Consider the following 25,232-nt stretch of genomic DNA (forward strand, 5'->3'; position numbering starts at 1 on the left):
AACCATGGTTCCACTAAGCTACCTGCTTAGCATTGTCTGTCTTTCCGGTATGGCTATGGGAATCATGGCCTACTTGCTGTGGCGACAGCAACACCGTCAAACAAGCTGCCAGCAAGAAACGCTAGAACGGGAAAACTTATTACGCACGATTGTTGATGAAAGTCCGACAGTCATTATTCTCAAGGACGAAGCAGGCCATTTCCTGTTCGGCAATCGTAGCCTAGCCGAACTGTATGGCACGACACCAGATAAGTTACTGGGTAAAGATGACAGTGACTTCAACCCTAATCCCCTACAGGTCGAAGCCTATCAGCAGGATGTACAAGCCATATTAAATTCAGGTGAAACCTGTGTCGTCATGGAGCAATCCACTGATGCTCACACGGGGGCAATACGCCATTACCAATCGCTAAAAAAACCGATTATACGCGTGGATGGCACCAAAAACTTACTCATTCTTGCCAGTGATATTACGGATTTGTACGAGGCACGCACCCTTGCCGAAGCTAGCGAACAGCGCCTGAAACACGTGTTAGAAGCGACGGCTGAAGGCATTTGGGATTGGCCCGTCGGTTCCAATCACCTGTTCAATAATGCCCGCTGGTGTGAATTGTTTGGGTTTCCTAACGACGAAATCGAACACTCGCTGGAAGATTTCACTGGCCTACTGTTGGAAGAACACCGCGCCGATGTCATGGCAGCCATTGACCAATGCCTACAAGGCAAAGGCGCGTATTTCCACGAGCACCAAATGCGCCGTAAAGACGGCCGCATTATCTGGGTACGGGATCGCGGCAATGTGGTGGAATGGGATGATGATGGCAACCCCTTGCGCCTAGTAGGGAGCGTGGTCGATATTACCGACAGTAAACACGCCCAACTGGAACTGCAACGTGCCAAAGAAGCTGCCGAAGCTGCCAGTAAAGCCAAAAGCGAGTTTCTGGCCGTAATGAGCCATGAAATTCGCACGCCAATGAATGGTGTATTAGGCATGGTCGAACTCCTGCAACTGACCGAACTCACCAAAAACCAGCACCATTACACCGACATTATCGCCACTTCAGGCAAACACTTACTCAGCGTTATTGAAGACATTCTGGATTTTTCCAAGATCGAAGCCAATAAAATTGAGCTACAGCAAGAAAGCTTTGACCTGCAAATACTGGCAGAAGAGATTATTGAGTTATTAACTGAACAAGCGACCAGCAAGCAGCTTTACCTAACGTTGCATACAACACTACAAAACAAGACCAAGCTACAAGGCGATGCCCACCGCTTACGCCAAGTGCTGTTTAACCTGATCGGCAATGCCATCAAATTCACGGCCAGTGGCACCGTAACACTGGATGTTTGCCTACAACAGCGTCATGAAAATCAAATACTTGTCCAATTCAGCATCAGGGATACGGGCATCGGTATCAAAGAAAATGCCCAACAACGCATCTTTGAAGCCTTTACCCAAGAAGACGGCTCAACGACGCGGCGGTTCGGTGGCACAGGCCTAGGATTACCCATTGCAGCACGCTTGGTGGGGCTAATGGGTGGCCAATTGGAACTGAGTAGCCAGCAGGGCGTCGGGAGCCGCTTTTACTTTACATTGCCATTTACGCTTGCCGACGCGCTTACGCCACCATTACCGGAAGCGCCGCAACAAACATCCACCCATAGCACTCTGGCGGGGCGGGTATTGCTGGTCGAAGACAACCCTATCAATGCCGAAGTGGCGCGTTTATGGCTGGAAGAACTGGGCTTAGACGTGATTCTTGCCGACAATGGCACAGAGGCGCTCGCGGTATTGGAACAGCAAACTATTCACCTTATCTTAATGGATCTGCATATGCCGGGTATGACAGGGCAAGAAACCAGCCGTACCATCCGCAAACGGGAGGCTGAAGCCAATGAAGCCCAACCCATCCCCATTATCGCCCTGAGTGCCGATGTCGCAGAAGAAATTCGTGCGGATTGCCTCGCCGCAGGCATGAATGACTACCTTAGCAAACCGCTCAATGTCGCGCAGTTACGCGAAAAATTGGGTTATTGGTTGCAGCATCAGGTAGCAACGGCTTAAAACTGCCCGTAAGCACTCACCCCACCCCCTTGGTAATGGCTGTAGACATGCTGATAAACCTGAAAGCCTCTGAGATCCAGCTCATCATCGGGATAACTGTCAGCCGGTAGCCACTGCAAGCGCTCATCAATGATTACCCGCACTTGCGCAGCAACTTGTGTGCTTTCACGCCAGCGTTCAATTCTCAATTTCTCGGCTTTAAGGATGTCGAGGGTTTCTTTGGCGACTTCCTTAACCTTTTTGCGCTCCTCAAGACTGAGCATTGGCTTTTTGAGTAGATCAAAAATGGCCAGCGTTTCCTCATCCAGCTCTTCACGCATGGCGCGTTCGGTTTCTGGGGTAAGCTCTTTTTTCAGGAAAACATTCAGCTCATCAAAGGCTTTTTGCACGGCCTGTAGGTCTTTGCCATCGTTGTAGGCTTGGATAATAGCTTGGTATTTCTCGTAAAAAACCAAACGGGTAGGGTTTTGCCGCATCATTTGCGCCAACCGTTGTGCTATCGCTTGTTGCAGGTCAAACACCACGGTGTTCTTTTCAGTGGATTGGGCAAACGCTGCGCGTAATTTGTCGAAATCCAAGGTGCTGAGATCGACATAATCATCATCTGGGCGTTCATTTTCGCCCACGCTGTCCAAGGTGGTAACGCTCAAGTTCACCTCCTGCTGCAAGCGGCGCATCACGGCAGTAATATCAACCGCAGCCTTTTTCTGGTTAAGCTGGTCGTAGATAGCTTCAATCGCGTTGAATTCGGGCGTGTAAGGTTTCACCAATGGCTCTAGACAAAGCGCACTGTATTTGCGGAATACGTCGCGGGCGTAAAACTCGTACTTAGTACGGGTGGTTTCATTCAGCGATACGGCGTTCCTCGCTTCTTTCAGCTTGGCTAACTTGTGCAATATACTGGGAGGATTCACCAACGTATCCAGTTCAAAGCCAACTTCTTGTAGGTGATTGCGCACGCTCAGAATCGCATTGCGCAACTCAGTTTCCATTTCCTCCAATTTCTCAACTGGCTTATCACCACCGCCTTTTGTACCCTTGCCCGTGTTTTTGCCGCTTTTGCCGTAAACGGCATAGGCTTTTTCCAATTGCTGGTAGACATTGCCGTAATCAATGATCAGGCCGTTTTCTTTTTCATCGTCGTACACGCGGTTGGCACGGGCAATGGTTTGCATCAAGGTATGACCTTGAATGGGTTTATCCAGATACACCGTTGACACACACGGCGCATCAAACCCCGTAATCCACATCGCGCACACAATTGCCAAGCGGAACGGATTGTCATCGTCTTTGAATTCGGTTTCCAGATCACGCTCAACCATCTTTTTGCGGTGTGGCTGAATATCCAAACCCCAATCCGCGAATCTTTTCAGTTCGTTTTGTTCAGGGCTGACCACCACACACACTTCGGTGGTTTGCACCCGTTGTAACTGGCGCTTGAGTTTTTGCGCTTGTTGCTCATCCTCAGCGTGCTTTAGGCGCTGTTCGAGTGTCTGCACATACTCAGGCCAATGTTCCATGATCAAGTTGTACATGCGCACGGCGGTGGGTTTATCCAAAGCCACATACATGGCTTTGCCCTGATAACCGCGTTCGTTGAAATGCCACACCAAATCTTTAGCAATTTTCTTCAAGCGATCTTCAGCGGTAAGGATGGGGTAATCACGGGCAAATTCACGCTTGAGTTTGGCGAGTTGATCCGCGTTCAATTCTTCAGCGTTGATGATGGCACTCATGCGTTCATCGAGCTTGGGGTTGTTCAATGCCAGTTTTTCACCCCGGTTTTGGTAACGCAACGGCAGTGTGGCGTAGTCGTCAATGGCCTTTTTGAAGTCATACACCGACACGTAATCCCCGAAAATATTCTTGGTGATTTCCACCTCTTCATCAATCAGCGGCGTGCCGGTGAACCCTAGATACGACGCATTGGGAATCGCCTGAAAACGCATATTGCGGGCAAACGTGCCACCTTGGGTGCGGTGAGCTTCGTCAGAAATCACAATGATATTAGAACGTTCGGTGATCAGCGGGTACGCCGTTTCCTTTTTCGGGTCGATGGAAAACTTGTGAATCAGGCTGAATACGTAGCGGTGGTTTTCGGTGAGCAATTCGCGTAAATGTTCGCGGCTTTTGGCGCGTACCCCGCGTTTGGGTAATTGAGTGGGCAAGGCTTTGCAACTGGAGAAGGTGTCATAAAGCTGATTTTCCAGTTCGCTGCGGTCTGTCACCAGCAAAAAGGTGTAACTGCCACCGAATTTGCGCAGCAATTTCTGGCACATAAACACCATCGAATACGACTTGCCCGACCCTTGGGTGTGCCAGAACACGCCGAGTTTGCCTTGCAGGTCGGCAATGTTGCGGGCTTGATTCAGCACTTTGTTCACGCCGAGGAACTGGTGATTTTTCGCCATGATCTTGGCCATGTCGTCACCGTCGCCATCGAATAACAGGAAGTTCTCGAACAAATCCAGCAAACGCCCCTTCTCACACGTGCCGCGAATCATAGTGTCGATATCGACAACACCTTCGTCATCTTCTTCGTAACGCTTCCACTCCTGAAAGAATTTGAACGGGCTGGTGATCGTGCCGACTTTTGCATCCACCCCATTGCTGAGGATAATGAAAGCGTTGTGGTGAAACAGTTCTGGAATCGCGCCATCGTGATTTTTGCCGCCTTTGTAATCTGTGAGGTTCTGATCGTAGGCATTACGCAATGCCACACCGGGGGCTTTCAGCTCAAAAAACACCAAGGGAATGCCGTTCACGAAACCAATAATGTCCGGGCGGCGTTCGTACAACGCGCCTTTGATGGTTAATTGGCGCACCGCCAGAAAGTGGTTTTGTTCTGGCTGGTTAAAGTTGAATACCTTGAGCTTTTGGGTTTGCAGCGCCCCATCCGCGTCTTGGTAGCTGACTTCGACCCCGTGAATGAACAGCGCGTGTTTGGTTTTGTTGATGTCCGCCAGCTTTTTTCCGGCTTCGGCTTGTTGGATTTGGTCAATCGCGCTTTGGTAGGCTGCGTGAGGCAAGCCGGGGTTGAGTGCTTTGAGCGCAGTCATCAGGTGGCGGTACAAGATGACTTCGGAAAGGTTGGCACGACCTAATAAGCCGTCGCTGCGGTCGGGTAGTTTGGAAAGTGGCTCAGTCCATGCGGTGACAACCTGCCAATGCAAGTCCAGCAAAATCTCTTCGGCAGGGTCTTCCACCGCTTTGTCTTCGGAATATTCGTAACTCATGCCCGCCCCCAGTAATGTGCAGCCTTGCCCAAGGTTGCTGAATACGGTGATTTTATCGGCATCCTGCGAGGAATGATAGCGGCTTAAGCCTTGCAAACCCTCTCACCTCACTCTAATTCACGACATACCTTAGTCATCCCACTCCGAACTTCTCCCCCATCCCCAACCCTTCCCCCGCAAGGGGTGAAGGGAGCAAGAGGTGCTGCGACTGCTTTTGGAGAGCGTGGCGAATTTGTTGTATGACGGCTTCCTGATGGCTCAAGATTTCGTGATTCCAGAAACGCAGCACCTGAAACTGCTGTTGTTGCATCCAGTTGTCGCGTTCGCGATCGTAACCTTGCTGCTCGTGATGATGATTGCCATCCAACTCGATCACTAAGCGTGCTTCCAAGCAAACAAAATCAGCGATATAACGCCCTAATACGGTTTGGCGGCGAAAACGGTAGCCGTCGAGTTGGCGTTTTCTCAAAACATCCCACAACTGTTGTTCTGGCATTGTCATGTTCTTGCGTAAATTACGGGCAAGGTCACGGTGAATTTTGTTGTTTTGTCTTTCCATTCTGCCAGTGTCAGCAACTTTGTCTTGCCATGCAACACACACTGACAAAATGCGCCTCTTGCTCCCTTCACCCCTTGCGGGGGAAGGGTTGGGGATGGGGGGGCTTTCTACGCCTCCGGCACATTATTCAGGAGGATGTTTGCCCACAGGGTATAAAACCTCTCGCAAATTCTGTAGTGCAGGACGATTTAAGCGCAATACCTCAACGGTAGCGCGTCCGGTTGGCGTTAAACCGATAATCACGGTGCAGTCTTTGTTCCATGTAAAATGCTCCGCCCACTGTTGCTGACGCGGGTGGAACAATGCGACCAGTTCATTAGTAATGGGATCAAAGGCTTGTGTCTTGTTGTACTTATGCCCATTACAACCCGCGCAAGCAAGCGCCAAGTTATCCAACTGTGTTTTGCCACCGGCTGAGCGTGGATAAATATGTTCCACGCTAAAAGCCTGTGGGGAAAACTGTACTTGGCTTAGGCAATACTCACAACAGCCTTTGGCGCGATCACCGACTTGCTGGCGGATCTGGTTAGTGACACGTTGATCAGGCATAAGGCAACGCTTTAATACCGAGATTTTGCATCAAAGTCGTGAGTGAAACTTGCCGTAATTGCGCTAACAGGCTTAAGTTTTGAATTCGCTCTACGTTTTTTGTTTCCATTTCCTCGATCAATAGCAACAGCTCTTGGTATTCCTCGTCGGTCAAGGTTTCCTCCTGACGCTTGTGATTGAGGTCTGCGAAACGTTGCTGCTGGGTAGCGGAGAGTCCGGTGTTAATGTTGCGTAATAAGTTCGCTTCTTGATCGGGAATAGTGGGTGCTTTCAACCGCGCACGTAGTGCTAGTACGCGGGTGACAAATTGCTCAAGTTCGGCAGCAGGCAATGAGGCAACGCTGCGTAATAGCTCTTCAGTAGAGGCTTGTGTTGTTATTTGAACCGTCGGCATGGTCTGTTACCTATGGTGATTAGATAGCAAAAGTGTAGCATAGGTAATTTATGGAGTGTTACGCCACCCGCGCCAACAACGCCTCCGGCACTTCCACCTGATCCACGTCAATCACCCCCGTCATCAAACGCGGCAACAAAATCTCCCGCGCCTCCCGCAATAACTCGTTCTGTTTTTTCAAGTTAAAGATGGTTACAAAAGCAGGCTTAACTTTCTCTTCAAAGCGTTCGATGAGTTCAGAAACAGGTGATATTATTTTCATGGCATACGCAGCATTTCTATTTAATCCCGGCACAGCGGCATCATTATTAATAAATTCTACACTTTTGAGCGCGAAATAAGCGAAGTAAAGCGACTCCTTGGATTCAATGTAGTAAGTTGTATCCATCGGGAAAAAAGGCTCTTGACTCCAAAATACTGAGCCAACATTACCTTTTCTGCCAACAATAATACCGGGCGCATCAACCAAACTTGTATCATGGTAGCCAAAAATACCAGCAGAACTGTAAATAGGTACGTTGCCTTCTCTTTTCTCATGGCTTCTTAAGCCTTTGCCATAATGAAAGATCATCATATTGCCTAATGGTATCTTTGCCCACCCCTCCGGCAATCCCGTTGCCTTATCCCACTGCGCGGTTTCATGCCCCGGAAACTTCATCCGAACAAACCATTCTTCGTAGGTGATTTGCGCCATTTCTTCCAAGAGCTTGATACGTTGCAGATTATTTTCGATAAGATCGTCGTAAGCCGAAAGAATCGCCGCGATTTTTCGCTGTGTTTGCAGCGGTGGTAAATAGAACAGAAAAGCATTAATTGTTGAAAGAGTTATACTGGCTTGGTTAGCTGCACCTTGCGCACAACCGATAACATGCGACTTAAATGATTCATCTTTTAATCTATAATAAAGAAATGCTTTATTAATCAATGGAGATGGAATTAATTTAACAGCATTTTGATTAAGTAATGCGCCATCTAAGTTCTTCGGAACTCTGACAACTTTTCCAACGATTGATGCCGGATTATGCTGCCAAGAACCAACTGTTTGAATTAAAATATCACCAGTTTTTAGTTGATATTTTAAATTTTTCTCCGCCACCTCATATGGAACATAAACAATGGCTTGCTTACTAACTGAGTTACTTGTGAAATCAGAGACCCTTATTAAGGGAAATCCATTTTCAGCGTAATCCTTGCTCTTAAAAGCATTTCCCTTCAATGTACTTATTACACTGCCTAGATTTATTTCCGAATGACTTTCAATCATAAATCTATACCTTGGATAAATGACATAAGGCTATTTGCCTGTTGATTCAGATTGGCAAGTTCAGCATGGATTTCTTGCATCCGTTTTTGGTAGTCGAAGGCTGCGTTGACATCGACGGTGTAGCCGACGTAGCGACCGGGCGTAAGGCTGTAATCATTCGCGGCAACTTCCGCCAAATCGACGATTTTGCACAAGCCTTCCACATCCCGATACACACCATCCGGGAAATAGTCTTCCAACGCCTGCCAATCCTTCACCGCTTGTTTCAAGCTCGCCAGCTCTTCGCTGTTTTTCTCAAAATAGCCCTTGATCAAAACGGACAAGGCTTTTAACTGTTTGCCTTGCGCGTCCAGTTGCTTCTTCAACGCCTTGTTGTCATCGGTGTTTTGCGCGGATTTTTCCAACGCGGCAAACGCCTTACGCGCCTGTTCCCATTGCGCCTGATAGCCTTCCAACAAGCCACTCAACACCGCAACGGGCTGTTCAAACACGCCACACAAAGCGCGACTACTTGCCAACGTCAGCGCCTCATCAACAATAATTTCAGCCTGCAATTCAGCAATATCCCACGCCAAACTTTCACCCAGGGGGGATTCTTCTTTCAACACTCCCAAACACGCCCGCCGCAACCCTTCCGCTTCCGCCAGCAACGTGGTTGCCACATCCGCAATATTGGTTTCATGCTGCTCCGCCGCCTCACAAATCGCCCCCGCTTTACCACGATACGCCTCCATCATCGCGCTGAAGTTGACCAACTGCCCCGGCGAATAGTCGTTGATGGTATTGGTGACGACACGAAAAGTATTCCGCGCATCAATCATCAGGATTTTGTCTTTGTTCTCCGCCCGCTTGCCCTTATCCAAAAACCACACATGGCACGGCAACGAGCGCGTGTAGAAAAAGTTATTCCCCACCGACACAATGCAATCCACCGCCTGCGTTTCGATCAAGGCTTGGCGAATCAGCTTTTCGCTATTGCCCGCATCGGTAGCGGAACTCGCCATCACGAACCCCGCCCGCCCTTTCGCATTCAGGTAATGGTAGAAATACTGAATCCACAAATAATTGCCATTATCGGCGTTGGGGATGCCAAGGCGCGGCACGGGCTTTTTGTTCTTCTCCGCGTCCTCATCCGCGTTTTCAACCTCAACCTTGCCGAACAAACGTGGATCGTTTTTTACATAGGGGCGGTCTTTATCGACTTTTTTCACATTGAACGGCGGATTCGCCATCACGAAATCGCATTGCCCCACCAGATCATGCGGGTCAGCGTAAAAGCTGTTGTTCTCAGCAATCTTGCCCTCCAGCCCGTGAATCGCGAGGTTCATTTTCGCCAAGCGCACGTTATTGGACTTCAATTCCGTGCCATAACATTTGATCGCGGCATTGATGGACTTCAACCCACGGTTTTCCTCTAGGAAATGCCCGGTTTGTACGAACATCCCGCCCGAACCACACGCAGGGTCATGGATCACCCCATGATCAGGCTGGATCAAGTTCACAATCAATTGCACCAACGCCGGAGGTGTGAAGAACTCGCCACCTTCCTGCGCCCCCGCGCCATCCATCGAGAATTTCATCAGGAAAAATTCGTAAATGCGCCCGAAGACATCGCCGGTCAGCCCTTTCACCGCATCCTGATTAAATACGCGGATCAATTCCCGCAGCAGCGCTTCACTCTGCCCTTTTTCGCCCAGCTCGTGGTAATTCTTTGGCAACACGCCATCCAGATTTGGGTATTCTGCTTCGATCAGCGCCATCGCGGTGTTCACCGCTTGGCTGATGGACTCATCTTCCGGCAACGCTGCAAGGTGGTCATAACGCGCTTGTGGCGGAATGAGCATCGCGCCTTCACTCAAGAATTGATTTTTGGTAGGTTCTTTGCGAGTACGACCGGGCGCAAGTGGCGGCAGATTAGCTTCCAGCCGTACTTTGGCTTGCTCAAAACGGTTCTGCGCATAACGCAGCAAAATCAAGCCCAACAACGGGTCTTTGTACTCCGCAGCGGTGAGCTTCGAGTTGGCGCGTAAAGAATTGGCGCTATCCCACAATTGCGTTTCGAGGGCTTTGATTTGCTTTTGGTTCAAGGTGTAGCTTCCGGTCAATGGGCGAGGAGCGATTATAACCGGATTAAGCCCCCAACGTATTGAACCTACGCCATGTTTGAACTTAGCCCCATGACCACCACACAATCGCCGTCTTAGTGGCTAGATTCCTTGCCAGACGCGCAGCTAACATTTTGTGATGTGCCATTCTCAAAAGACAAACGACACAAATTAAAGTCGATTACTTCATTTTTAACAATCACCGGCAAACTGTGGCTAGCCGTTGCAGCCGCTGGAGCAGTTGCATTATGGTCAGCAGCGATAGCGAACGTTGGCAGCAAGCAGACGGTAGCGATCAGAGCAAATTTCAACATGGCAAAGTTCCTTCAACAAAATCACAATGGGTTTCGGCGTTGTTAAGACATTACGAAGCAATGTCTGCTTTTGGATTCTGTTTTTGCAAGAAAAGTCACAAAAAGCGCTAAGTAAGTCGCAGGGTGATCAAATTAGGTTCATTTGATTTTGTGATTTTTACAACTAATTTTGTGTTTTTTACAACACAAGCCCACGGGTTCAATGCCCAGCAAAAAACACCTCCACACTGTTCTTCCACACCTGCGGTAATAAGGTATCCAGTGGCACACCTTTCACCAATGCCACATGCTCCGCAATGAACGGTAGGTACTTCGGTTCATTCTTATGCCCACGGTAAGGAATCGGGGTAAGGTACGGCGCATCGGTTTCAAACAGGATTTGTTCGACTGGCGTTAGCGCAATGATTTCACGCACATTTTCCGCCGCTTTAAACGTGCTAATGCCATTGAAACCCAAGCAGAAACCTTCGCTCAAACAGTATTCCGCCAGCGCCTGCCCAGAGGTAAAGCTGTGAATCACCCCGCGCTTGGGCATTTGCCCGACGAAATTGCGCAAGATGGCTTCCATATCCTCGTCGGCCTCGCGGGTATGCACCACGATCGGCAGTTCCAGATCAATCGCAATCTGTAACTGGCGCTCAAACGCATCTCGCTGTTTGGCACGATCGGAATAGTCATAATGGTAATCCAGCCCGATTTCGCCAACCGCCAGTATCTTGGCGTGTAAAGCATTGGCGCGGATTTGCGCATCGACAGCATCGCTATAATCATTGGCGTCGTGTGGGTGAATGCCCTGCGTGCCCCAAACTTGCGGGTATTGTTGCGTCAACGCCATCACCTTATCGAGGTTATCGGGTGAAACGGCAATCGTCATGATGCGTTCAACATTCACCGCACGGGCGGCCTGCAACGCAGCATCCAGCGCCTCGCCTTCCAGATAATCCAGATGGCAATGGGTTTCGATGATCGGGTGGTCAAAGACCGGGATTTCGCGTTTTTTGGACATAACTTTTCCGTATTTCTATAAGGGTTTGTTGTAGTTGAGAATGTTCTGCACTAAATTAAGCTCAATCCCTAGTAAAATACTAGGGTATTATAAAGTCAAGCGTTCTCAAAGGAGGTTTATCATGACACAGATCGCCAGTAAATCGGCTAGCGTTTCTACCGCTCCTCATGCCGAACAATTATTCACAAGTTACCCCGTCCAACACGTTGAACCTGCTGCGATTATGCGTTGGTTGAGGCAAGGCTGGGCAGATATTAAAGCGAACCCCTCCGCCAGTTTAACTTACGGGGTTATCTTTGCCTTAGTCGGCATCCTCATGAGCATGGTTTCAGCCGCTAATCCAGCGTTTTTTGTGGCGGCCAGCACCGGCTTTTTGCTGGTCGGCCCTTTCCTTGCCTTAGGCTTGTATGGCTTGAGTCGTCAACTGGAGCAAGGGCAAGCCCCGCGTTTCTGGTCATCCCTCAGCAGTATCCAGGAAAACGCTATCAGCCTTGGGCTATATGCCGTGATACTGGGAATGATAATGGTCTTTTGGGTACGCTTATCCGCCGTCATCACGGGTATTTTCTTTAATCAAATGTCCGTCGATATAGAAGGTTACGCCGGTTTATGGAATGCCTTAGTCACCATGGAACAGGGCTGGATGTTTATTCTGGCTTTCTTCAGCGTCGGGCTATTGTTTGCGTTATTTGCGTTCATGACAGGTGTGGTGACAGCCCCCATGTTACTGGAACGTAAGGTTGATATTGTGACAGCGGCGGCTACCAGTATCCGTGCCGTACAGAAAAACCCCTTAACCATGCTGTTGTGGGCGCTCACCATTACGGTTGTGATTGGCTTGGGGATTGCGACCTTTGATCTCGGCTTGATCATTGCGATGCCTTTGATTGCCCATGCGAGTTGGCACGCTTACCGCGATATGGTGAAGGATGCGTAAACGACCGCACTGACTCCCCCCTTGTATCACACACGCCCCCTACCATGAAATACGACTTAATGCGGTATTTTCGGTAGGGGGTTCTTCTCTGGATTGGCAGGAAACATAACATGCTAAACGTCTTGGATAGCCATATCTTGGCTATTTTCCACGGTTTGCGCACCCCTTACCTTGATCATTTTTTCGCATCGGTTACTTGGCTGGGGTCGCTGTGGTTGTTAGTGCCGCTGAGTGTGTTGAGTGTTATCGTGATGTGGCGTTTAGGATACGCTCCTGCGCTATCGTTACACAGCATGTATTTGCCTGCGGCCTTACTGCTGGCAAGTGCGTTGGCTTTTGCGCTCAAAGCGTGGTTTCAGCGTCCACGCCCGGCGTTGTTTGATACCTTGACCGCTTTGCCAATGGATTCGGCATTTCCCAGTGCGCATTCAGCGCAGGCCGCTGCCTTTTTTGTGGCACTGTGGCTGTTGTTACCGCCGACGCTGCGAATCGGTGGCGGCATTATCTTAGCGGGTGTTGTGATCACAGTGATGATGTCCAGGCTGTATTTACAAGTGCATTGGCCGAGTGATGTGCTGGTCGGCGCACTGCTGGGGATTGCTTCTGCGTTGTTATTACGTGTTATGTTGTTGCCAAAGGTTTAGCCATGAAAAATAAGTTCCTCGGTACTGGAGATGCGGGTTATCACCCCTTGCGAAAATTCCGCACCGTGCTATCCGGTTTGAGTTACGCGGTCAAATACGATTTCAGTGTCACCTACAAACTCGTGCTGTCGATCATTGTACTCATCGTGGCATTTGCCTTCAGGGGTTGGGTGGATTTCCTCATGGTATTGGTAGCCACCACCTTGGTGCTCATGGCAGAACTGTTCAACAGTGCAATTGAAGCAATCTGCGACTTTGTCGAAGATAAGCACAATGAAAAAATCAAAGTCATTAAAGACATTGCTGCGGCGGCGGTCGGCGTATCTATATTGTTATGGGTAATCGTGATCGGGATGGAACTCTGGAACATAATTAATTGATGAATGCACCTGAGTTCGGGATACCTGACACGCTCACCCAGAATATCCGCCACTTTCTATTCGGACGCTCCAGATTGGTATAAGAATAACATATGCTTAACATAGGTTCATTCCACAAGGATTCCAAGGGGATTCTTTAAGAGGTGTCCTGCTCCCAAACGCTGCTTTCAAATCACCCCTTGCGCCAACATGGCATCGGCTACTTTCAGAAAACCCGCAATATTCGCGCCCGCCACGTAATTGCCTTGCTGACCATACGCGGCGGCGGTGTTGTAACAATCCTGATGGATCTTGATCATAATACCATGCAATCTAGCATCCACTTCTTCCCGCGACCAGTTCATGCGCAGTGCATTCTGGCTCATTTCCAGACCAGAGGTTGCCACGCCCCCGGCATTGGCGGCCTTGCCCGGCGCGAACAGGATATTGGCCGCCTGAAACTGTTGAATCGCCGTCGGGGTACTCGGCATATTGGCACCTTCAGCCACCAGCGTGCAGCCGTTTGCCAACAGGGTTGCGGCATCTTCCGCGTTAATTTCGTTTTGGGTGGCACAGGGAAACGCGCAATCACACGGAATCATCCACGGGCGTTGCCCCGCATAATACTCAACCTTGAACGTGGCGGCGTATTCACTGATGCGCCCACGTCGCACATTCTTGAGTGTCATCACCCATGCCAGTTTTTCGGCATCAATCCCCTCCGGGTCATAAACCACCCCGGACGAATCGGATAAGGTCACCACCCGACCACCCAATTCGTTGATCTTTTCCACCGCGTATTGGGCGACATTGCCTGAGCCGGAGACGGCACAGATTTTACCTTCCAAACTGACATGACGGGTATTGAGCATTTCCTGAGCAAAATAAGCCAAGCCATACCCGGTGGCTTGCGGGCGGATCAGCGAACCACCCCAGCCCACGCCCTTGCCCGTCAATACACCGCTAAATTCGTTGCGAATGCGGCGGTATTGCCCAAATAAAAAGCCAATTTCACGCGAACCCACCCCAATATCACCCGCAGGCACATCCGTATCCGCCCCGATATGGCGTTGTAACTCGGTCATGAATGACTGGCAAAAACGCATGACCTCTGCATCCGACTTGCCCTTGGGGTCGAAATCCGCGCCGCCCTTCCCCCCGCCCAACGGCAAGGTGGTCAGCGCATTCTTGAACACTTGTTCAAACCCCAGGAATTTCAAAATCCCGGCATTGACGCTAGGGTGAAAACGCAGCCCGCCCTTGTAAGGGCCAATCGCGCTATTGAACTGGATGCGGAAACCGCGATTCACCTGCACCAGCCCGGCATCATCCACCCACGGCACCCGAAACAGGATTTGACGCTCCGGCTCCACCAAGCGATGCAAAATACGTGCATCCCGCAAATCTTTACGCTGTTCCAGCACTGGCTCCAATGATGCCAGCACTTCGCTAACCGCTTGATGAAACTCCAGTTCGCCAGCATTACGGCGCACCACCCCCTCGATCACATCCTGAATACTACTCATACTTCCCCCTAAGCCTATGACACTTTTTTCATCACGCTGACGGCAAAATCCACCGTCAAATCCAGCGTTTGCAAGCGTTGACAATGTGCCTGTTTTTCTGCACTCGCCGACCAATAATACGGCGTCATTTTGAGTAATGCCGCCACACTCGCCTGATCTGGCAAGCTCACAGCGTAACGCACCTGCAAGGGCGTACCTTCGCGCATCCCGACAATCGGCGGCAAATCCTCCACCGTGTGCGGCTTGGGGTCATCGTAAATCAGGCGGCGTAATTCAAACAAATGCTGTGCCGCCGGGTAAGCCCACAAATACAGCCCGCCCGGCTTCAATACCCGCACAATCTCAGCCTCTGAAGCAGGCGCAAACACCCGCACCAACACATCCACCGAGGCATCCGCCAACGGCAGATCAAAGCTGGAAGCTACCGCAAACTGCATCGCCGGGTATTGTTTCGCTGCCAAGCGCATGGCCGCGCGTGAAATATCCGTCCCAATAAACTGCGTATTATCGCCGAGGTGCTGCGCCAGTTGGCTGAGGTAATAACCTTCCCCACAACCAGCATCCAACACATCTAAAGCTTCAGCACTGTCAGGAAAATACTCGCGGATCGCCACAGCCAAGGCCTCCGCCAAAGGCGCGTAAAAACCCTGTTGCAAAAAATAGCGGCGGCTTTCCAGCATCTCCTTATTATCACCGGGGTCGGCAGAATGCTTACGATTGACCGGCAACAAATTGACATAGCCCTCTTTGGCCTGATCAAAACTGTGGCGGTTACTACACACAAAACTGCGCCCCACAAGGCTGAGTGGCTCGTGGCACAGCGGGCAACGCCAAACACCTGAAGTCATGCTCAGCCTCCCCTAGCGTGATGGCACAGACTTGGACGTAAACGTCCCCAACTGCTCCATAAACACCGTGGCATAAGACCCCGGCGGCAGCTCAAAGGAAAGCTGCACGGTTTCCGCATCCAGCACCTCAAAACCGACCTCACCCACCTTGATACGCAAGGCACGGCGTTCCTGCTTCAAACCCTGCTTTTCCAACCCCGCACAGAACACCGGGAACAACGCTGTTTGCGCCGCTTCCAATTCGCGGGCTTGCGCTTGGGTATCCAGCTCGCCCCGCCCCCACAATGCGCCGGTGGGGTGAATATCCAGCGCATCCAAACGCGGCTGAATGGTCGCATCCGCCACATCATCGGCAAACCACGCATTACCACCCTCGAACATAAACACATCACCCGGCAGACGCTGATTCCACGTCCCCGTTCTCACCCGCTCCGCCAGAATGTAGTTAAACATCCACGAACGCGCCGCCGACAAGTAAAGGCTACGCTGGGTACGCTGCTTGGGAGCGATGCCTTCCGCAAACCACCGTTCCGCCTTGCGCAAATTGCCAAAGTTGTGCCCGAAACGCTGTTCGCCGTAATAGTTGGGAATCCCCTGCTGGCTGATTTGCTGACAAAGGGCAGCCGCTTCGGCAAAATCGCCAGTGCAATGACGCAAAGTCAGGCTAAAACGGTTGCCACTGAGCGCCCCCCGGCGCAGTTTCTTGTCGTGGCGCGACTGGGCGAGGATTTCAATTTCAGGCGGTAAGGCGGCAAAGTCCGGGTCATCCCTGCCCGGCAGTTGCAGGCTAAACCACTGGGTTGTGACCGCATGGCGATCTTTCAGCCCGGCGTAACTCACATCCTTGCCCGAAATACCGGCACAACGGGCAAGCTGGTTGCCTACCCAATCGGTGTTTGCGCCCGTTTTGCGGACCTGCAACCACAAGTGCTCGCCTTCGCCGGAAAGCGCAAAGTCCATTTGCTCATCCACGATAAAATCAGCGGGCAAGACGCGAAAATGCCCGGTTAAGGGCGCGGGGTAGGCTGTCGGAAAGCCTGAAGTGTCGTATGGGGTTTGATTCATGTGGGAACTATACCAGCCAGAGGGTGAGGCTTAACAGTAGCCCGTGCAAGATCATGCTGGCGATGGTCATTTTAATCGCCGGTTCCAGCAAAGCGGGTTCAGCGGCATGGTCACGCAAACTAAGCCCCGCCTTGAACGCCAGCACCAACGGTAACAGGCTCAGCAAAGACCACAATGGCAACAGGGCGGTACTCACCAGCAACAGCACAATGCTGGCCGCCAACGCCACCGATACCAAATACACCAACGGCGCTTGCCCGACACCCAAACGCACCACCCAATGGTGTTTACCGCTCGCCGCATCCGCCTCACGGTCAGGGAATTGGTTAATGAACAAGATATTCATCACCAACAAGGCAGCAGGTACACTGATCAGCACCGGGTACATTGCCACTTCCCCGGTTTGCACCAACCATGCCCCCAGCGGGGTGAGGATGCCAAACCCCAAGGCCACGGCAGGTTCCCCCAATCCCCGGCTGTTCAAGCGTAATGGCGGGGCAGAATATCCCCAACCCAACAACAAACCCGCCACACCGATCCACAGCAAATCCGGGCTGCTTATCCATACCAAGGCGATCCCCAGCAATATCGCCACCGTCAGCAGCAACGCACCGAACACCAGCATTTCCCCGGCGCTCAACACCCCGTTCTGGATAAAGCGGCTGCCCCCGGTAAAAGGAAACACCCGCTGGGTATTACAACCATCCGTACCATTAGCATCGTCGTAGTAATCATTCAGGACATTCACCCCGCCATGCACCAAAGCTGTCGCCAGCAAGGTCAACAACAGCAGTAAAAAGCTGACTTTTCCACCTTGATGGACGACTGCCGCCACCCCAATCAGCACGGGAATCAAGCTGGCGGCAAGGAAAGCCGGACGGGTTGCCAGCCAGTAACGCAGCAAGGGATTACTCAAGCGTATCAGGTCAGGTTCTTGTGTCATTAGTTTTAGAAATCCAATTTTGTCGACAAAGTAATAATTTTTACACTAAAACATTGCCATTATTAGTCATAATTGTCTACAATCGGCCGATGTGCAAATTAAGTGCGCATTCATGTACAAGGCGCTAGAGGAACACCCCAACGGTGAGCGGCTTGTGTTGTTGGTTAAATGGAGGAGATTGTAAATGAAAAAATTAAGCTACGTTCTAGGTACTGCACTGGTGGCTTTCAGCCTGAATGTTTTCGCTGCTGACGCTGCTGCCCCAGCAATGGGCACTGAAGCAGAAGCACAAGCCATGAGCGAAAAAGCCATGGGCGAAGTCGACAAAAGCGGCGAAGCAGCCTTCGACACCTTCACCAAAGCAGACGGTGGCTTCCAGGACAAAGACCTGTACGTATTCTGCATGGATTTGGAAGGCAAAATGCTTTCTCATCCAAAAAAACCAGAACTGGTTGGCCAAAACCTACTGAGCTTCGACAAATACGGCGACAAACTGTTTGAGAAAATGGTTGAGACTGCCAAATCTGCTGAAGGCAAAGGCTGGGTTGACTACAAGTGGCCTTACCCTGTTACTGAAGAACTGAAAGCCAAGAAAAGCTACGTGATCAAAAACACCAAAGGCTTCTTCTGTGGCGTTGGCGCGTATGCTGCTGAAGCAGCAGCTCCTGCTGCCAAGTAATAACATTTACTCAATCTGATAATTGGGTTACAGCGCGTTACGCCTGTAACCTTTTTTTTGGGTAAATTTTTTTCAAACCCCTGATTCCGATAAGCCCATAGCCGCCCGCCCAACATTTCCGCTATTATCCTTCCCATGAAATACCAAGACCTGCGCGACTTTATCCAACAACTGGAAAAAATGGGTGAACTGAAGCGGATTACCGTCGAAGTCGACCCGTATCTGGAAATGACCGAAATCGCCGACCGCGTGCTGCGCTCCGGTGGCCCCGCCCTGTTGTTCGAGAATCCGAAAGGACACCGCATACCCGTGCTGGCCAACCTGTTTGGCACACCACGCCGCGTCGCCTTGGGCATGGGTGAGGAATCCACCGAAGCCTTGCGCGAAGTCGGCAAACTGCTGGCCTTGCTGAAACAGCCTGACCCGCCGAAAGGTTTTAAGGATGCCTTCAACAGCCTGCCCATTTTCCGCAAAGTGCTGGATATGGCACCGAAAGTGGTCAGCAAAGCCGCCTGCCAACAGGTAGTGGTCGAAGGTGACAAGGTGGATTTGAGCAAACTGCCGATCCAGCATTGCTGGCCGGGGGATGCCGCGCCCTTGATTACGTGGGGCTTGGTAATTACCAAAGGGCCAGAAAAAAAGCGCCAGAATCTGGGCATTTACCGCCAGCAGGTGATCGGCAAAAACCGCGTGATTATGCGCTGGCTGTCGCATCGCGGCGGGGCGCTGGATTTCCGCGAGTTCCAGCAAGCCAATCCGGGTAAACCGTTTCCGGTGGCAGTGGCGATTGGTACTGACCCGGCAACGATTCTGGGTGCAGTGACCCCCGTGCCGGATACGCTGTCCGAGTATGCGTTTGCAGGCTTGTTACGCGGTTCGCGCACGGAGTTGGTGAAAGCCATCGGTGCGGATTTGCAAGTTCCAGCGTCGGCAGAATTTGTGTTGGAAGGGCATATTTACCCCGATGACATGGCTCCCGAAGGGCCTTATGGTGACCATACTGGCTATTACAACGAGATTGATAGCTTTCCGGTATTCACCATCGAGCGCATTACCCACCGCAAAGACCCGATTTACCACAGCACTTACACCGGGCGTCCACCGGATGAACCGGCGATTCTGGGCTTGGCATTGAACGAAGTCTTCGTGCCAATTTTGCAGAAGCAGTTTCCGGAAATTGTGGATTTCTACCTGCCGCCGGAAGGCTGTTCCTATCGCATGGCCGTGGTGAGCATCAAGAAGCAGTATCCGGGGCACGCCAAGCGGGTGATGATGGGTGTATGGTCATTCCTGCGCCAATTCATGTACACCAAGTTCATCATTGTGGTGGATGACGATGTGGATACCCGCAAGTGGGAAGATGTGATCTGGGCAATGACCACGCGCATGGACCCGGCGCGGGATACCACGCTGATCGAACATACGCCGATTGATTACCTCGACTTCGCCTCGCCCGTTTCCGGCTTAGGCTCGAAGATGGGCATGGATGCGACCAATAAATGGCCGGGCGAAACCACGCGCGAGTGGGGAACCCCGATTGTGATGGATGAAGCCGTGAAAACCCGCGTGGATGGGATGTGGAAGGATCTGGGTATTTAACGCCCCAACCAACCTTTTTCCAACCAACCTCCTCTTACAGTGCGCCTAGAGCGTCACTGTTGAGGAGGACAATGTGAAACTTTTTCCCCTATCGTTATTATCGTTCAGCTTATTGGCAAGCAGCCCCGCCTTTGCCAAAAATACCGGCTACCTATTCGTCAGCAGCGAAGATGACCATATCGTCACGGTGCTGGATGGCAAAACGTTTGAAAAAATCAAAGATATAAAAACATCCAAGCGCCCGCGCCACTTGCAGTTCAATCCTGATAAAACCTTGCTATACGCCGCCTGTGGTGAGGGTGAAAGCATCGACATCATCGATGTTGCGAAACTGGAAGTCACCGATAAAATTGCAGACATCGAAGACCCTGAAGCCTTTGACATCAGCCCCGACAATAAAACCCTGTACATCTCACTGGAAGACGATGGCGCATTAGGCATAATCGACCTTACCAGCAAAAAAATGACCAAAACCGTGGAAGTCGGTGAAGAGCCGGAAGGTGTACTCGCTAGCCCTGATGGCAAAACCGTGTACGTCACCTCAGAAGTGGCCAACACTGTCCATGTTATCGACACTGCCAGCGGCGAAGCCAAAGCCGCTATCGTAGTCGGCGAACGCCCGCGCCGTTTTGCCCTTAGCCCCGACGGCAAGGAACTGTGGGTCACCAGCGAGCTGGATGCTTCCGCCAGTATCATTGACGTCGCCAGCAATACCGTGAAAGACAAACTCACCTTCGCCCCCGAAGGCTTCCGCAAGGAAGACATTACTCCTGTCGGGATTAGCATGACTAAAGACGGCAAAACCGCGTTCGTCACCATTGGGCGAGCCAACCGGGTAGCCGTCGTGGATGTTGCCGCCCGCAAGGTAGAAACCTACATTCTTGTCGGGGAACGCGCCTGGAATGCCACCCTGAATCAGGATGAATCCCTGCTGTTTGTCGCCAACGGCTTGAGCGATGATGTATCCATCGTCAAGGTTGACGACCGTAAAGTCACCAAATCAGTTCCCGTAGGGCGTGTACCTTACATGGTAGTGGTCGATGATTAAGGCTTGCCTTTACGGACTATTATGCTGGCTAGCCTGCACCTCGGTATGGGCTGAACAGACCCTCACCATTGGCTATGCCCAGCAAAGCGATGACCCGCGTTACGACGACAAACACCTCACCGCACAATTTCTGGGGCAAGCGTTAGGCCGCCCTTATGCAGGTGCGGAAGTAGCGCTCAAGGAAGTAAAATTTCACGGGCAAAACGCGGGCATCCAGTTTGCACTGGAACCGGCCGAAGCCACCACTTCTGCCGATCTGATCAAACAGCTTGAAGCCCTGCAAGGCGAAGGTGTGCGCTTTATCCTCACCGATTTACCCGCCACAACCTTAAGTGAGGTTGCCACGGCGTTTAAAGGCAAGGATGTAGTGTTTTTCAACGTCTCTGCGCCTGAAGACAGCTTGAGGCAAGCGCAATGTCAGGCGAATGTGTTCCACACCCTACCCAACCACGCCATGCAAGCAGATGCGCTGGTGCAATACCTGGTCGCCCACCAGTGGAAGGAAGTACTGGTGTTGGAAGGTAGCAACCCCGCCGACCAACTGCTTACCGCTGCATTCGAGCGGGCTGCCAAGCGTTATGGTGCAAAAATCGTTGCCAAACGCCCGTTTGTGCTGGGCAATGACCCGCGTGAACGCGACAAAAACAATATTGCCCTGCTAACAGGTGCTGCTGATTACGATGCCGTTTATATCGCCGATAGCCAAGGTGAATTTGCCCGTAATGCTGCCTACCAAACCCTGCTACCACGCCCGGTGATAGGATCAGAGGGTTTGAATGCCTTGGCATGGAACTGGGCATGGCAACGCCACGGTGCACCGCAAGTGGAGAAACGTTTCGAAAAAATCGCCTCGCGCCGCATGAGCGACCCCGACTGGGCAGCGTGGATCGCGGTCAAAACCATTGCCACGGCTGTTCAGCAAACCAACGGGGATGATTTCAACAAGCTGCGGGCTTTCCTCACCGCTAATGACACCACATTGGATGGTGCAAAAGGCAGTGCCAGCAGTTTTCGCCCGTGGGATCACCAACTCCGCCAACCCTTGCTGCTCTCAACCCACAATTGGGTCATAGAACGCGCTCCAGTCACAGGATTTCTGCACGAAAAAAACAACCTCGACACTCTTGGCTTTGACGAGCATGATAGTACCTGCAAATTCTAAAGGAGTTCCAATGAATCAACGACGTACTGTACTGGTTAGCTTGATCAGTGCCTTGCTTTGCCCTGCTGTTTTTGCTGATGACGATGCACTGATGGAAATCCCACAGCCACTGAATGACTTTTTCCAGACGGAATCGGTCTTTATGCAGGAAGCGGGTGAGTGGCAAGTGAGCGTGGGTACAGATTTCACCAACGATGACGCACACAAAACCACTGAGTTATCCACTGGTTTGGAATATGGTATCACCAACAGTGTACAAATTGCGTTGGAACATATGCCTTACCTGCACATCAAGCCCAAGGATGATGCGGAAGAGAACATCAGCGGACAAGGCAATACATCGGTGGGACTGAAAAAAGGCTGGATGCACATTGGTGATTCATTAACCAGTGTGGCGCTAGGTTACGAACACACTTTTGCCAACGATGATGCGGAAGTGATGGCGGACGACGACGCTGAAGAATTCAGCGATAGCGATGAAATGTCCGTCACTGTAGCACGTGAGTTGGATAAAGCGGGTAACACTCAAGCATCTCTGCAAATCGGTAATGAACGCAGCGCGGGGCAAAATGAAGGTTTTGCTAATCTGGCGGTATTTCATACTATCGGCAATAAAGTGGTGACGGGCGAATACAACTGGAGCGAAGAAGAACAGCAGCTAACACAGGGCATTTTCTGGAAACCCGCCAAGGGGCTGGAAGTCGGGACAGCTATCGGTTTCGGCATGGGGAATACCGATGGACAACGCCTGCTTACCCGCGTGAATTACGAGTTTTAATGATTGGCATCACGTGGGTCACTACGCAACATAGAGAGCAAGCCACCCACTGTGTTAGAATCTGGGCAAACTCACTGTTACAGGTTTAGCTATGACCGCACGTACCGCCAGCGTAGAACGCAACACACTCGAAACCCAAATCCGCGTCACCATCAACCTCGATGGTACCGGCAAAGCCCGCTTTGACACCGGCATCCCCTTCCTCGAACACATGCTCGATCAGGTTGCCCGCCACGGTATGATCGACCTCGACATCGAATGCAAGGGTGATAAGCACATCGACGACCACCACAGTGTCGAAGACATCGGCATTACCTTGGGGCAGGCTTTTGCGAAAGCCGTCAGCGACAAGAAAGGCATCCGCCGTTACGGGCACGCCTATGTGCCGTTGGATGAAGCGCTTTCCCGCGTGGTTATCGACTTTTCCGGCAGACCGGGGCTAGAACATCAGGTGGAATACCCCCGTTCCAGCATTGGTTCTTTTGAAACGGATTTGTTTTACGAGTTTTTCCAAGGCTTTGTGAATCACGCGTTAGTGTCGCTGCACATCGACAATCTCAAAGGGCGCAATTCTCACCACATTGCCGAAACCGTTTTCAAAGCCTTCGGGCGGGCGCTGCGCATGGCGCTGGAACTCGACCCGCGCATGGCGGGCATCATGCCATCCACCAAAGGGTCGCTGTAATGCAAAAAATCGCTATCATCGACTACAACATGGGCAACCTGCACTCGGTGGAACGCGCCGTCGCCCACGCTGCCGGAACATCTGCCAGCGTGGTGATTACCGCTGACCCTGACATGATCCTGCAAGCCGACAAAGTGGTGTTTCCGGGGCAAGGTGCGGCGCGTGACTGTATGCGCGAACTCGAAACCCGTGGCATGGCGGACGTGGTGCGCGAAGTCATCCAGACCAAACCCTTCCTCGGCATTTGCATGGGAATGCAGGTGTTGATGCAGCATTCCGAAGAAAACAGCGGTATCGAATGCCTCGGTGTGTATGAAGGTAACGTGCGCTATTTCGGCACCGTGCATCAGGAAATCGGTGTGCGTCTGAAGATTCCGCAAATGGGTTGGAATCAGGTGTGGCAGCAGATGGAACACCCGCTGTGGAAAGGCATCCCCGACGGGGCACGCTTCTACTTCGTGCACAGCTACTACGTCGAGCCAGTAACGCCGGATCTGATTGCCGGGTCTACCGAATACGGCATCAGCTATGCGTCAGCGATTGCCCACGAGAATGTGTTCGCGATTCAGGCGCACCCTGAAAAGTCCGCCGATGATGGCCTGAAACTGCTGGAAAACTTTGTTAACTGGCAGGTTTAAAGCTGGTTAAGGTTGCCGCTGTTCTTGCTGCAACTGTAACAACCATTGCCGAGCAGAATCACGGGTAGCGGCGTCGTCAGCCGTTGCTGCCTGTTGATAATGGTTGGCGGCTTCTGCCAGATTTTTCGCTACACCCCAGCCATTATGGTATGCCCGCCCCAGCCACAACTCCGCACCCTTGTCGCCTGCCATGCTTTCGGCTTGTAAGAAGCTGAAACAGCTTGCTTGCCGTTCCGTATCATGACTGCCCAAACTGTCCTCAATGTCGCTTAGCGAGGGAATTCCCTCTGCTGTGCTGCATGTTGCACTCCGTGTTGGTGCCAGAGCAGGTGTGGGTTCGGTTAGTGCAACGCTGGCTGGCGGGCTGAATTCAGCCTGTTGCTCCAGCGTGGGTTTATTGGCAAACCAGCCAAACGAAAACAGGTAGCTACCGATCAGGATACTAAATAGTGATGCGATAATGAGGATTTGGATAATCCAAAAACGGGTAATTCTCATAACGAGGGTGTAGAAAAACCCGAATCTGATCATCCCATCCAGATCGGGCAGTCATTTTTTTGAACATCCCAAACGACCGGGCGTTTTTTTCAGCGTTGCCGACTTCCTGCTTCCCCATAACGCCCTGAATGCCACCTGATACGCTCAATACGGTGCATTTTTGCGTGTTTGGCAGCATCATTTCCCCCTTCATGCGACATACCCGTAATGTGCCAGCTTTTCGAGGTTGTGCATCAGGCAAAACAGTTTCCATTGCCCGTCCACTTTGGCTTTGCTGCGCAAGGTGAAGCGGTGCAGGCGTTTGTTGCCGCGCAAGTTCCCAAACACG

25 protein-coding genes are annotated in these 25,232 nt (G+C 51.4%); 11 read left to right on the forward strand and 14 right to left on the reverse strand.

The annotated features are described in order from the left end of the window. Positions 1 to 4 precede the first annotated feature (4 nt). Positions 5 to 2,068: a hybrid sensor histidine kinase/response regulator gene (locus Q394_RS20490; RefSeq protein WP_084260485.1), complete on the forward strand. Its 2,064-nt coding sequence runs from the start codon at positions 5 to 7 to the stop codon at positions 2,066 to 2,068. Here the strand turns inward: Q394_RS20490 and Q394_RS0114075 are convergent. From Q394_RS0114075 to Q394_RS0114110, 8 genes are all read right to left on the reverse strand, one after another. Beyond that, positions 2,065 to 5,400 carry a type I restriction endonuclease subunit R gene (locus Q394_RS0114075; RefSeq protein WP_211248819.1) on the reverse strand — a complete coding sequence of 1,112 codons (3,336 nt, stop codon included), beginning with the start codon at positions 5,398 to 5,400 and terminating at the stop codon, positions 2,065 to 2,067. The two genes, Q394_RS20490 and Q394_RS0114075, sit on opposite strands and share 4 nt — an antisense overlap. Positions 5,401 to 5,437: 37 nt before the next feature. Next, entirely contained in the window at positions 5,438 to 5,863 is a 426-nt protein-coding gene (locus tag Q394_RS20495; RefSeq protein ID WP_084260486.1) for an endonuclease domain-containing protein, read from the reverse strand. A gap of 123 nt (positions 5,864 to 5,986) precedes the next feature. Continuing rightward, on the reverse strand, positions 5,987 to 6,412 hold the full coding sequence (locus Q394_RS0114085) for an HNH endonuclease (RefSeq protein ID WP_028489830.1): 426 nt from the start codon (positions 6,410 to 6,412) through the stop codon (positions 5,987 to 5,989). Continuing rightward, a complete protein-coding gene (locus Q394_RS0114090; protein WP_028489831.1) occupies positions 6,405 to 6,806 on the reverse strand; it encodes a hypothetical protein in 402 nt (133 codons plus the stop codon). Before Q394_RS0114090 ends, Q394_RS0114085 begins: the two co-directional genes overlap by 8 nt. A gap of 58 nt (positions 6,807 to 6,864) precedes the next feature. Beyond that, positions 6,865 to 8,070 (reverse strand): restriction endonuclease subunit S, encoded by a 1,206-nt coding sequence (locus Q394_RS22025; RefSeq protein ID WP_084260487.1) that lies wholly within the window; start codon positions 8,068 to 8,070, stop codon positions 6,865 to 6,867. Beyond that, entirely contained in the window at positions 8,067 to 10,157 is a 2,091-nt protein-coding gene (locus Q394_RS0114100) for a type I restriction-modification system subunit M (protein ID WP_028489832.1), read from the reverse strand. Before Q394_RS0114100 ends, Q394_RS22025 begins: the two co-directional genes overlap by 4 nt. A 113-nt stretch (positions 10,158 to 10,270) precedes the next feature. Further along, a complete protein-coding gene (locus Q394_RS0114105; RefSeq protein WP_028489833.1) occupies positions 10,271 to 10,489 on the reverse strand; it encodes a hypothetical protein in 219 nt (72 codons plus the stop codon). Positions 10,490 to 10,688: 199 nt separating this feature from the next. Continuing rightward, complete coding sequence (locus Q394_RS0114110; protein ID WP_028489834.1) at positions 10,689 to 11,495, reverse strand: TatD family hydrolase; 807 nt, start codon at positions 11,493 to 11,495, stop codon at positions 10,689 to 10,691. Positions 11,496 to 11,616: 121 nt separating this feature from the next. Between Q394_RS0114110 and Q394_RS0114115 the strand changes: the two genes are divergently transcribed. The 3 genes from Q394_RS0114115 to Q394_RS0114125 all read left to right on the forward strand — a co-directional run bounded on the left by Q394_RS0114115 (position 11,617) and on the right by Q394_RS0114125 (position 13,456). Further along, a complete protein-coding gene (locus Q394_RS0114115; RefSeq protein ID WP_028489835.1) occupies positions 11,617 to 12,432 on the forward strand; it encodes a DUF2189 domain-containing protein in 816 nt (271 codons plus the stop codon). 110 nt (positions 12,433 to 12,542) lie between these two features. After that, positions 12,543 to 13,076: a phosphatase PAP2 family protein gene (locus Q394_RS0114120; RefSeq protein WP_028489836.1), complete on the forward strand. Its 534-nt coding sequence runs from the start codon at positions 12,543 to 12,545 to the stop codon at positions 13,074 to 13,076. A 2-nt stretch (positions 13,077 to 13,078) separates the two neighbouring features. Next, the gene (locus Q394_RS0114125; protein WP_028489837.1) at positions 13,079 to 13,456 is read left to right on the forward strand and encodes a diacylglycerol kinase; all 378 of its coding nucleotides are present in this window, start codon (positions 13,079 to 13,081) and stop codon (positions 13,454 to 13,456) included. Between the two features lie 167 nt (positions 13,457 to 13,623). Here Q394_RS0114125 and gdhA read toward each other — a convergent pair whose 3' ends face one another. Genes gdhA through Q394_RS0114145 form a run of 4 tightly spaced genes read right to left on the reverse strand, consistent with a single transcriptional unit; the run spans position 13,624 to position 17,817 of the window. Then, positions 13,624 to 14,961 carry an NADP-specific glutamate dehydrogenase gene (gene gdhA / locus Q394_RS0114130; protein ID WP_028489838.1) on the reverse strand — a complete coding sequence of 446 codons (1,338 nt, stop codon included), beginning with the start codon at positions 14,959 to 14,961 and terminating at the stop codon, positions 13,624 to 13,626. 14 nt (positions 14,962 to 14,975) lie between these two features. Next, complete coding sequence (locus tag Q394_RS0114135; RefSeq protein WP_038141628.1) at positions 14,976 to 15,809, reverse strand: putative RNA methyltransferase; 834 nt, start codon at positions 15,807 to 15,809, stop codon at positions 14,976 to 14,978. 12 nt (positions 15,810 to 15,821) lie between these two features. Then, complete coding sequence (gene truD, locus Q394_RS0114140) at positions 15,822 to 16,874, reverse strand: tRNA pseudouridine(13) synthase TruD (protein WP_028489840.1); 1,053 nt, start codon at positions 16,872 to 16,874, stop codon at positions 15,822 to 15,824. Between the two features lie 7 nt (positions 16,875 to 16,881). Beyond that, positions 16,882 to 17,817 carry a prenyltransferase gene (locus Q394_RS0114145; protein WP_028489841.1) on the reverse strand — a complete coding sequence of 312 codons (936 nt, stop codon included), beginning with the start codon at positions 17,815 to 17,817 and terminating at the stop codon, positions 16,882 to 16,884. A 184-nt stretch (positions 17,818 to 18,001) separates the two neighbouring features. Between Q394_RS0114145 and Q394_RS0114150 the strand changes: the two genes are divergently transcribed. From Q394_RS0114150 to hisH, 7 genes are all read left to right on the forward strand, one after another. Beyond that, positions 18,002 to 18,496 carry a cache domain-containing protein gene (locus tag Q394_RS0114150; RefSeq protein ID WP_028489842.1) on the forward strand — a complete coding sequence of 165 codons (495 nt, stop codon included), beginning with the start codon at positions 18,002 to 18,004 and terminating at the stop codon, positions 18,494 to 18,496. A 135-nt stretch (positions 18,497 to 18,631) separates the two neighbouring features. Beyond that, the gene (gene ubiD / locus Q394_RS0114155) at positions 18,632 to 20,095 is read left to right on the forward strand and encodes a 4-hydroxy-3-polyprenylbenzoate decarboxylase (RefSeq protein ID WP_028489843.1); all 1,464 of its coding nucleotides are present in this window, start codon (positions 18,632 to 18,634) and stop codon (positions 20,093 to 20,095) included. A gap of 73 nt (positions 20,096 to 20,168) precedes the next feature. Beyond that, on the forward strand, positions 20,169 to 21,143 hold the full coding sequence (locus tag Q394_RS0114160) for a PQQ-dependent catabolism-associated beta-propeller protein (protein WP_028489844.1): 975 nt from the start codon (positions 20,169 to 20,171) through the stop codon (positions 21,141 to 21,143). Next, entirely contained in the window at positions 21,136 to 22,305 is a 1,170-nt protein-coding gene (locus Q394_RS20505; RefSeq protein ID WP_051543461.1) for an ABC transporter substrate-binding protein, read from the forward strand. Before Q394_RS0114160 ends, Q394_RS20505 begins: the two co-directional genes overlap by 8 nt. A 10-nt stretch (positions 22,306 to 22,315) precedes the next feature. Then, a complete protein-coding gene (locus Q394_RS0114170) occupies positions 22,316 to 23,083 on the forward strand; it encodes a hypothetical protein (RefSeq protein WP_028489845.1) in 768 nt (255 codons plus the stop codon). Positions 23,084 to 23,174: 91 nt separating this feature from the next. Then, positions 23,175 to 23,768, forward strand: a complete 594-nt coding sequence (hisB, locus tag Q394_RS0114175; protein ID WP_028489846.1) for an imidazoleglycerol-phosphate dehydratase HisB — start codon at positions 23,175 to 23,177, stop codon at positions 23,766 to 23,768. Further along, positions 23,768 to 24,406 carry an imidazole glycerol phosphate synthase subunit HisH gene (hisH, locus tag Q394_RS0114180; protein ID WP_028489847.1) on the forward strand — a complete coding sequence of 213 codons (639 nt, stop codon included), beginning with the start codon at positions 23,768 to 23,770 and terminating at the stop codon, positions 24,404 to 24,406. The genes hisB and hisH overlap by 1 nt, the downstream gene beginning before the upstream one ends. A 6-nt stretch (positions 24,407 to 24,412) precedes the next feature. Here the strand turns inward: hisH and Q394_RS0114185 are convergent, their stop codons facing one another. After that, a complete protein-coding gene (locus tag Q394_RS0114185; protein WP_028489848.1) occupies positions 24,413 to 24,904 on the reverse strand; it encodes an SEL1-like repeat protein in 492 nt (163 codons plus the stop codon). A gap of 189 nt (positions 24,905 to 25,093) precedes the next feature. After that, entirely contained in the window at positions 25,094 to 25,231 is a 138-nt protein-coding gene (locus tag Q394_RS23115; protein WP_084260302.1) for a transposase, read from the reverse strand. Position 25,232 lies beyond the last annotated feature (1 nt).

The organism is Thiothrix lacustris DSM 21227 (assembly GCF_000621325.1).
Lineage (GTDB): Bacteria > Pseudomonadota > Gammaproteobacteria > Thiotrichales > Thiotrichaceae > Thiothrix > Thiothrix lacustris.